Origin of the sequence: Pseudorhodobacter sp., from assembly GCF_030452865.1 — a bacterium.
Classification (GTDB): Bacteria; Pseudomonadota; Alphaproteobacteria; order Rhodobacterales; family Rhodobacteraceae; genus Pseudorhodobacter.
In genome coordinates, this window is record NZ_JAKDLJ010000073.1 from 1 (window position 1) to 12,091 (window position 12,091).

The 12,091-nt window shown below is 61.4% G+C and carries 11 protein-coding genes and 1 riboswitch; of the genes, 10 read left to right on the forward strand and 1 reads right to left on the reverse strand.

What is annotated here, in order from left to right; genetic code table 11:
* The 6 genes from L0H65_RS06535 to L0H65_RS06560 form a co-directional block, all read left to right on the forward strand.
* Nucleotides 1-813: LysM peptidoglycan-binding domain-containing protein (locus L0H65_RS06535; RefSeq protein WP_301458031.1), on the forward strand; the 813-nt coding region annotated here is incomplete at its 5' end.
* Between the two features lie 197 nt (nucleotides 814-1,010).
* On the forward strand, nucleotides 1,011-2,798 hold the full coding sequence (locus L0H65_RS06540; protein ID WP_301458040.1) for an ABC transporter ATP-binding protein/permease: 1,788 nt from the start codon (nucleotides 1,011-1,013) through the stop codon (nucleotides 2,796-2,798).
* A gap of 243 nt (nucleotides 2,799-3,041) precedes the next feature.
* Complete coding sequence (locus tag L0H65_RS06545; RefSeq protein WP_301458032.1) at nucleotides 3,042-3,701, forward strand: hypothetical protein; 660 nt, start codon at nucleotides 3,042-3,044, stop codon at nucleotides 3,699-3,701.
* A 73-nt stretch (nucleotides 3,702-3,774) separates the two neighbouring features.
* Nucleotides 3,775-5,157, forward strand: a complete 1,383-nt coding sequence (locus tag L0H65_RS06550) for a PQQ-binding-like beta-propeller repeat protein (protein WP_301458033.1) — start codon at nucleotides 3,775-3,777, stop codon at nucleotides 5,155-5,157.
* Between the two features lie 60 nt (nucleotides 5,158-5,217).
* The gene (gene der / locus L0H65_RS06555; protein ID WP_301458034.1) at nucleotides 5,218-6,696 is read left to right on the forward strand and encodes a ribosome biogenesis GTPase Der; all 1,479 of its coding nucleotides are present in this window, start codon (nucleotides 5,218-5,220) and stop codon (nucleotides 6,694-6,696) included.
* Nucleotides 6,697-6,770: 74 nt separating this feature from the next.
* The gene (locus L0H65_RS06560) at nucleotides 6,771-7,028 is read left to right on the forward strand and encodes a hypothetical protein (RefSeq protein WP_301458035.1); all 258 of its coding nucleotides are present in this window, start codon (nucleotides 6,771-6,773) and stop codon (nucleotides 7,026-7,028) included.
* 99 nt (nucleotides 7,029-7,127) lie between these two features.
* On the opposite strand, the gene L0H65_RS06565 is transcribed toward L0H65_RS06560, so the two are convergent.
* A complete protein-coding gene (locus L0H65_RS06565; RefSeq protein ID WP_301458036.1) occupies nucleotides 7,128-7,679 on the reverse strand; it encodes a gamma-glutamylcyclotransferase family protein in 552 nt (183 codons plus the stop codon).
* Between the two features lie 74 nt (nucleotides 7,680-7,753).
* A riboswitch (glycine riboswitch) is annotated at nucleotides 7,754-7,854 on the forward strand.
* Nucleotides 7,855-7,999: 145 nt separating this feature from the next.
* Between L0H65_RS06565 and gcvT the strand changes: the two genes are divergently transcribed.
* From gcvT to gcvP, 4 genes are all read left to right on the forward strand, one after another.
* Complete coding sequence (gcvT, locus tag L0H65_RS06570; protein ID WP_301458037.1) at nucleotides 8,000-9,121, forward strand: glycine cleavage system aminomethyltransferase GcvT; 1,122 nt, start codon at nucleotides 8,000-8,002, stop codon at nucleotides 9,119-9,121.
* A gap of 33 nt (nucleotides 9,122-9,154) precedes the next feature.
* Entirely contained in the window at nucleotides 9,155-9,514 is a 360-nt protein-coding gene (gene gcvH / locus L0H65_RS06575; RefSeq protein WP_301458041.1) for a glycine cleavage system protein GcvH, read from the forward strand.
* Nucleotides 9,511-9,861, forward strand: a complete 351-nt coding sequence (locus L0H65_RS06580; protein WP_301458038.1) for a VOC family protein — start codon at nucleotides 9,511-9,513, stop codon at nucleotides 9,859-9,861. The genes gcvH and L0H65_RS06580 overlap by 4 nt, the downstream gene beginning before the upstream one ends.
* A gap of 15 nt (nucleotides 9,862-9,876) precedes the next feature.
* On the forward strand, nucleotides 9,877-12,091 hold a 2,215-nt coding region (gene gcvP / locus L0H65_RS06585; RefSeq protein ID WP_301458039.1), incomplete at its 3' end, for an aminomethyl-transferring glycine dehydrogenase.

Below are 12,091 nucleotides of genomic sequence, written 5' to 3' on the forward strand. Positions count from 1 at the left end.
CGGGTTTTGCAAACCGGTGCGTCGGATGCGGCACCGGGGGAGTTGCGCCCGGTGGTGATCGACTCGATTTCCTATAGCGCCAGTGGCACCGTGCAGCTTGGCGGGCGGGGAATGCCGGGTTCGGTGGTGCGGATTTACCTAGATAACGCCGCGCTGACCGCTTTCGACGTGGCAGCGGACGGAGGCTGGGGCGGCCCATTGCCTGATATTGCCCCCGGTCGCTATACGTTGCGCGCCGATCAACTTGATGCCGACGGCAAGGTGACCGCGCGGTTCGAAACGCCGTTCCAGCGTGAAACCAGTGCCGCCCTTGCCGCCGCCTTGCCGCGCGTTCCGACCCAAAAGGTTGCAACTGCCGCTGCGCCCGCTGACGCCGCACCGGCAATGACCCTTGCCCCGTCCCCCCCCGTCGCGAGGTCGGACACCGAGACGAAAGCCGATGTACAACCGGCAGTGGCACCTGACAGCACCAAACCCGTTGCCGCCGTCACCGCACAACCGGCAACGCAATCCCCACCTGCACCGCCGCCAGTGCCGATTGCCCCTGTGGCGGCCAATAGCACTCCCGCACCCGTCGCGGCCAACCCCGGCACAGAGCCCGCAGCGCCGCACACCGCGATGGCACCGGTGTCGGTCACCGTGCAACCGGGGGCGACGCTTTGGGCGATTGCGCGCGATCAGTTCGGCGACGGCATCCTTTATGTTCAGGTGTTCGAAGCGAATCGTGACCGGATACGCAATCCGGACCTGATTTATCCGGGTCAGGTGTTCACCCTGCCGGAATCCGCAGCCATGCCAGACAAAAGCCGCTGAGGTTTCACGCGCCGCTCTGGTCTTTGCCGTTGCGGCACAGTATCACAAGGCGCGTTCATCCAGTTGCCGTTTGAACCGAAAACCGTGACAGAACGCCTTGGGCACCCCCCTTGAGCAGTGAGGGACCGATGCGCCAAGTGACGAGAACCGCCAGCAAAAGGAATACCAGCGGCGAAGGTGGCTCTGCTCTGCGGACGATGCGCCGGGTCGCGCCGTATCTCTGGCCTGCCGACACACCTTGGGTCCGCTACCGCGTCGTTTTCGCGCTGATGTTCCTGATACTCGCCAAAATCATTTCCGTCTCTACCCCGTTCTTTTACAAGGCGGCTGTGGATGCACTGGCGGGTGAGCAGCATGACGAGGCGACACTTTTGATGCTGGGTGCCGTCGGCCTGACCGTCGCTTACGGGATGGCGCGGTTGGGCGCGGTGGGTTTCGGCGAATTGCGCGACGCGGTGTTCGTGCGCGTTGGTCAGCGTGCCTTGCGCAAGCTGGCGCTGGAAACCTTCACCCATATTCACCGCCTGTCGATGCGCTACCACATCGCGCGCAAGACCGGCGGGTTGAGCCGGATCATTGAGCGCGGGGTGAAAGGTGTCGATTTCCTGCTGCGCTTCATGCTGTTCTCCGTCGGCCCGCTGATCCTTGAACTTTCGATGGTTGCGGTGATCTTTGCGGTGCTGTTCGGTTGGCAATATATGGCGGTCGTGGTTGTCACCATCGCGATTTATGTCTCGTTCACCTTCAAGGTGACGGAATGGCGCGTGAAAGTCCGCCGTCAGATGAATGAGCAGGACACCGACGCCAACCAGAAGGCCATCGACAGCCTGCTGAATTTTGAAACCGTCAAATATTTCGGCGCGGAGTTGCGCGAGGCGGAGCGGTATGACGGTGCGATGCGGCAATATGAGGTGGCGGCGGTCAAGACCGGGCAAAGCCTGTCGTTCCTGAATTTTGGCCAATCGCTGATCATTACCATTGGTCTGGTGATTGTCATGGTGATGGCGGCGATGGGCGTGCAGCAGAAAATCCTGACCGTCGGCGATTTCGTCATGGTCAACGCCTATATGATCCAGATCACCATGCCGCTGAACTTTCTGGGCACGGTTTACCGCGAAATCCGCCAGGCTTTGGTGGATATGGCAGAGATGTTTGCGCTGTTGGGCCAACCTGCCGAAGTGGTCGACAAGCCGGGTGCCAAGGAATTGCAGATTACCGGTGGTGCTGTAGAATTCGACGCCGTGGAATTTGCCTATGACGCCGCGCGCCCCATCCTGAAAGGCATTTCCTTCCGTGTGGAGCCAGGTCAGCGCATCGCGCTTGTCGGGCCGTCGGGGTCAGGCAAATCGACCGTTGGGCGGTTGCTGTTCCGGTTTTATGATATCTCGGGCGGTGCGGTGCGCATCGACGGGCAGGACGTGCGCGATGTGACCCAAGACAGCCTGCATGCGCAAATCGGCGTCGTGCCGCAGGATACGGTGTTGTTCAACGACTCTGTGTATTACAACATCGCCTATGGCCGCCCCGAAGCCACGCGGGCGGAGGTGGAGGGCGCTGCAAAATCCGCGCGCATCCATGATTTCATCCTGTCCTTGCCGGAAGGCTATGAGACGCCGGTGGGCGAACGTGGGTTGAAGCTGTCGGGCGGCGAAAAGCAGCGCGTCGGCATTGCCCGGACCTTGTTGAAAAACCCGCCGATCCTGCTGTTGGATGAGGCGACCTCGGCGCTCGACACCCAGACAGAGCGCGATATTCAGGACAGCCTGCTGGAAATGGGCGAGGGGCGCAGCGTCATCACCATCGCGCACCGCTTGTCCACCATCGCCGATGCCGACCGCATCATCGTGCTGGAGGCAGGCCGCATCGTCGAGGAAGGCACCCATGACCAGTTGCTCGCCAACAACGGCCGCTATGCCGCGATGTGGGCACGCCAATCATCCGAGGAGGAGGCCGAGCAGGAAGACCTGCGGCTGAACGCTGGTTGACCTCGCTCGGGTGGGATTGCGTCGCTCTGGCCGGATTGGGCAGGTGTTTCAACCTGAAACACTGGGCCAACGCATATTGCAGTCATACAAATACCAGAATCCAATCAAAAGTGATACGCGCCGCGGCCGCACCTTGCCGTGAAAAAACAATCTCTGGCATCGGTTGCATGGCCAAGATACGGGCGCAGGGCTTGGCAAGCCCTTTGCCTTGCGTGTAAGACAGTTTGAAAGAGGGAGACAGGCGTGAGCGAGACAGAAAGCTTCATCGACGAAGTGACCGAAGAGGTTCGCCGTGATCGTCTTTTTGCGATGTTCCGCAAATACGGTTGGATCGCGATTCTGCTGGTGGTTCTGATCGTCGGCGGCGCGGCCGTTACCGAATGGCGCAAGGCCAGCCGGATTGCGGCATCCAAGGCATTTGGCGACAGTTTGCTGACCGCGCTCGATGAAACATCGCCCGAGGCTCGACGTGCCGCACTGCAAAAAGCTGCGGATGAGGCGGCGGGCGATGCAAACAAGCTGGCGATTGAGAAGCTGATGCTCGCCTCTGACCCGGCCGAGGACAAGGCCGGAACGCTGGCCGCACTCGACGCCGTTGCCGCTGATGCCAGCCTGCCGCAGCTCTACCGCGATCTGGCGGCCTTGCGTCGGGTCATCGTAGCGGGGGATGAAATGGATATCGCCAGCCGCCGTGCCGCACTTGAGCCGCTGGTGATTCCGGGTCGTCCGTTCCGCACCCTGGCCTTGGAACAGATGGCTTATCTGTCGGTCGAGGCGGGCGAGGTTGAGGCGGCAATCACCCAGCTTCGCGCGCTGTCCAACGATCAGGAAGCCCCGACAGGCTTGCGCCAACGTGCCGGACAGATGATTGTGGCCTTGGGGGGCGAGGTCAAGGACAGCTAACGCCTTGCGGAAATCCCGCTTGGCCCAATGAACACGCCGCGCATCCTCGCGCCGGACAAGGGGCAGACAAACGATGATCTCTCTCTCTGACATGCGGGCCAATCTTGGCAAACCGAAGCGGGCGGGCTTGACCGTGTGCTTGCTCGCAGGCGCCCTGCTGCTTTCGGGTTGCGAAAAGGAGCTGATCCTGACCGGTGAGCGTTTCAACACCCGCACCCCGCTGGAGGATTCGATCCCCGTGAAAGGCGAGGCGTTGCCGACCGACAGCTACGGACAGGTTGAAAACAAATCCGTTCCGATCAGCTTGCCCGCCGCGCGCAGCAATGCCGAATGGACGCATCGTGCCGACAACCCGGCGCATCTGATGCCCAATGCCGCGCTGTCGGCGTCACCGACCCGGATCTGGTCGGTGAATATCGGCAGCGGCAACAGCCGTAAATTCCGCATCACCGCAGCACCAGTTGTTGCAGCCGGGCGCGTCTATACGATGGATTCCGCGACGGTGGTTTCAGCCGTTTCCACCGCCGGGGCAAAACTGTGGTCAGTTGACCTGATGCCTGCGGGCGCGCGCGGTGCGGTTTCGGGTGGCGGTTTGGCTTACGGCGGTGGCAAGCTCTTTGCGTCCACCGGGCACGCGGAACTCGTGGCGGTGGACCCGGCCAGCGGCGGAGTGATCTGGCGTCAGAACCTCGGCGCGCCCGCAGCGGGCACGCCCACCTATGCCGATGGCGTGGTATATGTCGTCGGGCGGGACAGCACGGCCTGGGCAATCAACGCGGTCAACGGCAAGGTGCAATGGCAGCTTGGCGGCACGCCTTCGGTCAACGGCATGATCGGTGCCGGTGGACCTGCGGTTGCGGGCGGCAAGGTGCTGTTTCCTTTCGCCAGCGGTGAACTGGTGGCGGCGGAAACCAAGGGCGGGACGCGCATCTGGCTTGACAGCATCGCGGGGTCACGGCTTGGGCGCGGCTATACAGGGGTCACCGACATCACCGGCGACCCGGTAATCGACGGCGCGACCACCTATGTTGGCAACCAGTCTGGCCGGTTGTCAGCGGTCGACACCGCCACCGGGCTGGAGAAATGGTCAGCACATGAAGCGGCTTATGGCGCGGTGCTGCCGGTTGGCGGATCGGTCTTCCTGATCTCGGATGAGGCCAAGCTGGTGCGGCTGAATGCCAATACCGGCGAAACCATCTGGGAAGTGGACATGCCGTATTATGAGGCGGTGAAGGCGAAAAAACTGAAAGCGATCACCGCGCATTACGGCCCGGTGCTTGCAGGCGGCCGCATTGTCGTTGCCTCTGGTGACGGGGTGATACGCCTGTTCAACCCCACCAATGGCGCGCTGCTGGGAACGGTTGCTTTGCCCGGCGGCGCGGCTTCGACCCCCGCATTGGCGGGCGGCGCGATGTATGTGGTTTCCGGCAATGGCCAACTTCACGCTTTCCGTTGACGCGCAGGCCGTGTATGGCGACGGATTGATGATCTGACAGCAGCCCCCGGAGGGGCCAGAATGAGCTTTACCCTCGCCATAGTCGGCCGCCCCAACGTGGGCAAATCCACCCTGTTCAACCGCCTCGTCGGGCGCAGGCTGGCGCTGGTTGATGACCAACCCGGCGTCACCCGCGATTTGCGCGAAGGCGACGGCAAAATCTTTGACCTTCATTTCACCGTGATCGACACGGCAGGGCTGGAAGATGTGACCGATGACAGCCTGCAAGGCCGGATGCGGCGGCTGACCGAACGCGCCGTGGATATGGCCGATGTCTGCCTGTTTCTGGTCGATGGCCGCGCGGGAATCACCGCCACGGATGAAGTCTTTGCCGATATCCTGCGCAAAAAGGGTGCGCGGGTGATATTGGGCGTGAACAAAGCCGAAGGCAAAGCCGGGGACGGCGGCGCGATTGATGCGTGGTCGCTGGGCCTTGGCGAACCAATCCGGCTTTCAGCGGAACATGGCGAAGGTATTGATGATCTTTACCACATTCTGCGCCCGATCGGTGCCGAATTTTCCGAACGCGCGGAGGCCGACGCGCCGCTGGTCGACCTCGATATCCCCGAAGACGAGGCTGATGACGAGCCAGACCCCGAATGGCACAAGCCGACAATCGAGAAACCGCTGCAAATCGCGGTGATCGGGCGGCCCAATGCCGGTAAATCGACCTTGATCAACAAGATAATCGGCCATGAGCGGCTTTTGACCGGGCCTGAGGCCGGGATAACCCGCGATGCGATTTCAGTCAAAAGCGATTGGTTGGGCACGCCGACCCGGATTTTTGACACGGCGGGCATGCGCAAGAAAGCGCGGATCAATGACAAGTTGGAGAAAATGTCGGTTTCCGACGGCTTGCGCGCCGTGCGCTTCGCCGAGGTGATCGTGGTGCTGCTGGACGTGGAAATTCCATTTGAGCAGCAGGATTTACGGATTGCCGATTACGCGGAGACCGAGGGCCGCGCAGTGGTTTTGGCAGTGAACAAATGGGACTTGGAAGGCGAGAAGCAGGAAAAGCTGGCGGAGTTGCGCGAAAGTTTTGAGCGCCTGTTGCCACAGTTGCGCGGCGCGCCCTTGGTGACGGTTTCCGCCAAAACCGGGCGGGGCTTGGACCGGTTGCACGCCGCCATCCTGCGCGCGCATGATATCTGGAACCGCCGTATTCCAACCAACCGCCTCAACACCTGGCTCGGTGCGATGACCGAGGCGCATCCGCCACCCGCGCCGGGTGGCCGCCGCATCAAGCTGCGCTATATGACGCAAGTGAAAACCCGCCCGCCGGGTTTCGTGGTGATGTGTTCGCATCCTGATCTGATGCAGGAAAGCTATAAACGCTATCTTGTCAACGGGTTACGCGATCATTTTGATATGCCGGGAACGCCGATCCGCATCATGCTGCGCGGGCAGGGCGACAAGAACCCTTACAAGGACAAGAAGTTCCACACCCCAAGCCGCTTGCGCAAACATAAGGCCTCAAAGGACCCGGACCAGAGGTTCTGATCGTTCCGCCCTGCACCTGCCGCCTGACCAGAGCGCAAATTCGGCGGTTTTCCGGGCACTGCGCCGTCTGCTTGATGTATCGCGCGCAGGCCAGGGAAACCTGGTGGGCGCGTATTCGCCATAGGATTATCGGCGACGATGCAGCACCGCGTAGCGACCGGTTGAAGGCCATCGGGGAACGGGACCTTCCCTCACCGCGCCAAGGGATCGACCCGGCTGCGCTGGCAAAGATGACCCCGGCAGAGATTTGCGCCAATCGGCAGGCGATCACCGAGCCGATGGCCAATACTGTGACCAGCAATATGAACGCACTGAAAGGGCTTGGGAGTTGATCGGCGGAGAGCCTCCCGATCGCCGCTGACAGGGTGCCGACCCGGCAGCGAAACGCGCGTCAAATCAGCGGCGGAAGGCGCCGGGATCAGCGGGCACGATCAAGGGAGAACTTTCGCGCCAACTCCCCGCAATCCGGCATCGACCACCGCTTGCGCCTGTGCTGACAGGCGTTGTGATCTGGGGTATTGCGGAACCTTGCGGTCGTTGAGAATTGGCGCGTCCCATCCTGTTGTCGTCTCAAAGAAATGTGCGGCCCCCTGGTCGCCGTATTCGGTCAGAAAGCCCTGAACCACCGCGTCGACGTAGCTCAGCAGGATCGGATAGTCATGTGCCGGGGCGTGTCCCATGCCGTCGGGGATGGCATAGACCTGGATCGGAAAGGCTGCGCCTGAAATCATCGCCTGATCGGGCTGGCGGGTATAGCCTTCCTCCCGGATATCCAGCGCGGACCAGTCACCGCCCGGAACCTCGGCGATCAACCCGTGGATGGTGCAACCGGGATCGCGGATCACCGACAGGAACGACCGGGGCAGGGCGGCAGTATGCACCCAGGCCCGCCGCCACCCGGCGAGAGAGGCGCGTTGCCCGTTGGGGTACGCATGGGTCGCGCGATTGACGAGGGATCCGTAGCCGAAGAAATGGTGTGTCATGGGGCTTTCCGTTTGTATGCGGTCGTATTCTTTTTCTGGCTTGCCACAAGGGCCGCCCACAGGCTAGTCATTTGACATCAGGATCGGGAGAATCCGGTTCGGGCGCAAGCCCATTCTGGTGCCGAAGGAGCAACCGCCCCGGTAAACTCTCAGGCAAAAGGACCGGTTCTGGTAGCGGACTCTGGAGAGTGGCGAGCACGCCCGCCGAAGGGATAACGATCTCAGGCGCCTGTGATGGGCAAGGACAGAGGGGGCATTTTGCGGGTGGGATTGGCCTGTCCGCGGGGTGCCGGGTTTTGCCGGCAACTGGGGGTGGCACTATGGCCGAACTGAAGCGGACCGGGCTTTACGATCTGCATGTGGAACTTGGCGCCAAGATGGTGCCTTTCGCGGGCTATGAGATGCCGGTGCAATACCCGATGGGCGTGATGAAGGAACATCTGCACTGCCGGGCGCATGCGGGGTTGTTCGATGTCGGGCATATGGGGCAGGTGATCCTGCGCCCGAAAGCCGGGATGGATGCGCTGGTTGCCGGGTTGGAGGCGATGATGCCGGTCGCGGTACAGGGCTTGCCCGAAGGGCGGCAACGCTATGGGCTTTTCACCAATTCAACCGGCGGCATCATCGACGACCTGATGTTTGCCAATCGTGGCGATCACCTGTTTGTCGTGGTCAACGCGGGCCGCAAGGATGGTGACATCGCGCATATGAAAAAGATGCTCGCCGCCGTGGCGGAAGTGAAGGAAGTGACCGACCGAGGGCTTGTCGCCTTGCAAGGACCGGAGGCGGAAGATGCGTTGTCGGCCTTGGTGCCGGCCGCGCGGGATATGCGCTTTATGGATGTGATGTCTGCCGACACAGTGTTCGGTGAGTTGTGGGTTTCGCGGTCCGGCTATACTGGCGAGGACGGCTTTGAGATTTCTGTGCCGGATGTCGATGGCTTTGCCCGTGCCTTGCTCGCAACAGAGGGCGTGGAGCCCATCGGTCTTGGCGCGCGGGACAGCTTGCGGCTGGAGGCGGGTCTGTGCCTCTATGGCCATGACATGAACGACATGATCACCCCGGTGGAGGCAAATCTGTCTTGGGCGATCCCGAAGCCGCGCCGGTCCGGGGGCGAGCGCGAAGGCGGTTTTCCCGGTGCCGACGTAATCTTGGCGCAACTTGCCAAGCGACCGGAAAAGCTGCGCGTTGGCTTGCTGCCTGAAACCCGCGCGCCGATGCGCGAAGGTGTGATCCTTTTTGCCGCAGCCGAAGGCGGCGATGCGATGGGATATGTTACTTCCGGCGGCTTTGGCCCTTCGGTGGAGACACCGATCGCAATGGGCTACGTTCCCCCCATGCTTTCCACTGTCGGAACCCAGCTTTGGGGTGAGGTGCGTGGCAAACGCCTGCCCGTCACCGTTGCCGCATTGCCGTTCCGTCCATCCACCTACAAACGCTGACGCCCCCTTTTAACGATAAGGAATCCCATGATGATGAAATACACTGAAGATCACGAATGGCTGCGGGTGGAGGGCGATCTTGTCGTCGTCGGCATTACCGAACACGCGGCAACACAACTCGGCGATGTTGTCTTTGTCGAATTGCCGGAGCCCGAAACCGTCGTCGCCACCGGCGATGAGGTGGTGGTGATCGAATCCGTCAAGGCTGCATCTGATATTCTCGCTCCGATTGATGGCGAGATTGTCGAAGTGAACGAAAAGCTGTCGGACAAACCCGGTCTGGTGAACGATGATGCCACGGGCGAGGCGTGGTTCTTCAAGATGAAGATCGACGATATGTCCGTGCTCGATCAGTTCATGTCGGAAGATGAATACAACGAATTGATCGGATGACAGTCCTGCGCATCGTCGCAAACCTGTCCAGCCCTGACCCATCGACGCTGGCGCGGTTCTATTCCGATCTTTTCGGATTGGACCTGCCGCTGGATATGGGCTGGATCACGTTTCTGGAGACGGATGCACAGCAGAAAGTGGAGCTTCATATCGCGTCGGAGGGTGGTTCAGGAACCGAATTGCCGGTGATCTCGATTGAGGTTGATGATCTCGATGCGGTTCTGGTGCGGGCCAAAAGCCTTGATTCGCCTCCGGTTTACGGCCCTGTGACGGAGCCGTGGGGCGTTCGCCGTTTCTATCTGCGTGACCCTGCGGGGACATTGATAAACATTCTAAGCCATGCCTGATCGGGAGAGTTCGCGATGACCTATACACCTGTTGACTACAACACCTACGACTTCGCAAACCGCCGCCATATCGGCCCCTCGACCGAGGAAATGGCCGAGATGCTGCGCGTTGTCGGCGCGCCGAGCCTTGATGCACTGATGGATGAAACCATCCCGGCCTCGATCCAGCAGAAAACCCCATTGGGTTGGGCACCACTGGCAGAGCATGAGTTGCTGGCGAAAATGCGCAAGGTTGCGGGCAAGAACAAGGTGATGACCAGCCTGATCGGGCAAGGCTATTACGGCACCGTCACGCCGCCTGCGATTCAGCGTAACATCCTGGAAAACCCGGCGTGGTACACGGCTTATACGCCCTACCAGCCCGAGATTGCGCAAGGTCGGCTTGAGGCGCTGCTGAACTATCAGACCATGGTGTCGGACCTGACTGGTCTTCCCGTCGCCAACGCCAGCCTGCTGGATGAGGCGACGGCAGCCGCCGAAGCGATGACGATGGCCGAACGCAGCGCGAAATCCAAGGCGCGCGGCTTCTTCGTCGATAGCAACTGCCACCCGCAAACCATCGCTGTGATCAAGACCCGCGCCCAGCCTTTGGGGATTGAGGTGATCGTCGGCGACCCTGCAGAGATGCAGGCGGATAAAGTGTTTGGCGGGATTTTCCAGTATCCCGGCACTTATGGGCATGTCACGGATTACACGGATAAAATCGCGGCGCTTCACGCGGCCAAGGCGATTGCGGTGGTGGCGACGGACCTTCTGGCGCTGACCATCATCAAGGAACCGGGCGCGATGGGGGCCGATATTGCTGTCGGGTCCAGCCAGCGGTTTGGCGTGCCGATGGGCTACGGTGGGCCGCATGCGGCGTTCATGTCTTGCGCGGATGATCTGAAACGCCAAATGCCGGGGCGGCTTGTCGGGGTGTCGATTGATAGCCGTGGCAATACCGCTTACCGCTTGGCGCTGCAAACCCGCGAACAGCATATCCGCCGTGAAAAGGCGACCTCCAACGTCTGCACGGCGCAGGCGCTTCTGGCAGTGATGGCCTCATTCTACGCGGTGTTCCACGGGCCGAAAGGGCTGCGATCCATCGCGGAGCGGGTGCATTTTTCGGCCGTTCGTCTGGGGCGCGCGCTGAAAGCCGCAGGGGCCAAGGTTTCGCCTGATGCGTTTTTCGACACGATCACGGTTGAAGTGGGCGTCGGGCAGGCGGGGATTCTGGCCGCTGCCCGGCAGGAAGGCCTGAACTTTCGCAAGATCGGCAATGAACGTGTCGGAATTTCGCTTGATGAAACCACCGATGAGAAAACCCTGATCTCTGTCCTGCGCGCCTTTGGCATTGAAGGCGTGCCACCGCACCGTGCAGAACTCGGTTTCCCGCAGGCGATGGTGCGGCAAAGCGACTACCTGACCCACCCTGTGTTCCATATGAACCGGGCGGAATCGGAAATGATGCGCTATATGCGGCGCTTGTCGGACCGCGATCTGGCGCTGGACCGCGCGATGATCCCGCTTGGCTCCTGCACCATGAAGTTGAATGCCGCCGCGGAAATGATGCCGCTCACCTGGCCGGAATTTGGCAGCCTGCACCCGTTTGTGCCGGTCGATCAGGCGCTTGGCTACAAGGAGGCGATCGACGATCTGTCGGCCAAACTGTGTGAGATTACCGGCTATGACGCGATGTCGATGCAGCCCAATTCCGGCGCGCAGGGCGAATATGCGGGGCTGCTGACGATTGCCGCCTATCACCGCGCCAATGGCGGGGCGGAGCGCGATATCTGCCTGATCCCGACTTCTGCCCATGGCACCAACCCGGCCTCGGCGCAGATGGCGGGGATGAAGGTTGTGGTGGTGAAATCCGCGCCGAATGGGGATGTGGACCTCGATGATTTCCGCGACAAGGCGGCGGCGGCGGGGGACAAGCTCGCGGCCTGCATGATCACCTATCCGTCCACCCATGGCGTGTTTGAAGAAACGGTGGGCGAGGTGTGCAAGATCACCCATGACCACGGCGGGCAGGTTTACATCGACGGCGCGAATATGAACGCTTTGGTCGGTTTGGTGAAACCGGGGCGGATTGGCGGTGATGTCAGCCACCTGAACCTGCACAAAACCTTTGCAATCCCGCATGGTGGCGGCGGGCCGGGGATGGGGCCGATTGGTGTCGGGGCGCATCTGGCACCCTATTTGCCGGGGCATGGTGAGGTTGCCGGGTTGGAAGAAGGTCCGGTTTCGG

What these genes read in the sequence shown, in the direction of transcription:
- L0H65_RS06540 (WP_301458040.1), top strand. Translation starts at nt 1,011, where the DNA reads ATGCGCCGGGTCGCGCCGTATCTCTGGCCTGCCGACACACCTTGGGTC.
- L0H65_RS06550 (WP_301458033.1), top strand. Translation starts at nt 3,775, where the DNA reads ATGATCTCTCTCTCTGACATGCGGGCCAATCTTGGCAAACCGAAGCGG.
- der (WP_301458034.1), top strand. Translation starts at nt 5,218, where the DNA reads ATGAGCTTTACCCTCGCCATAGTCGGCCGCCCCAACGTGGGCAAATCC.
- L0H65_RS06560 (WP_301458035.1), top strand. Translation starts at nt 6,771, where the DNA reads ATGTATCGCGCGCAGGCCAGGGAAACCTGGTGGGCGCGTATTCGCCAT.
- L0H65_RS06565 (WP_301458036.1), bottom strand. Translation starts at nt 7,679, where the DNA reads ATGACACACCATTTCTTCGGCTACGGATCCCTCGTCAATCGCGCGACC.
- gcvT (WP_301458037.1), top strand. Translation starts at nt 8,000, where the DNA reads ATGGCCGAACTGAAGCGGACCGGGCTTTACGATCTGCATGTGGAACTT.
- gcvH (WP_301458041.1), top strand. Translation starts at nt 9,155, where the DNA reads ATGAAATACACTGAAGATCACGAATGGCTGCGGGTGGAGGGCGATCTT.
- L0H65_RS06580 (WP_301458038.1), top strand. Translation starts at nt 9,511, where the DNA reads ATGACAGTCCTGCGCATCGTCGCAAACCTGTCCAGCCCTGACCCATCG.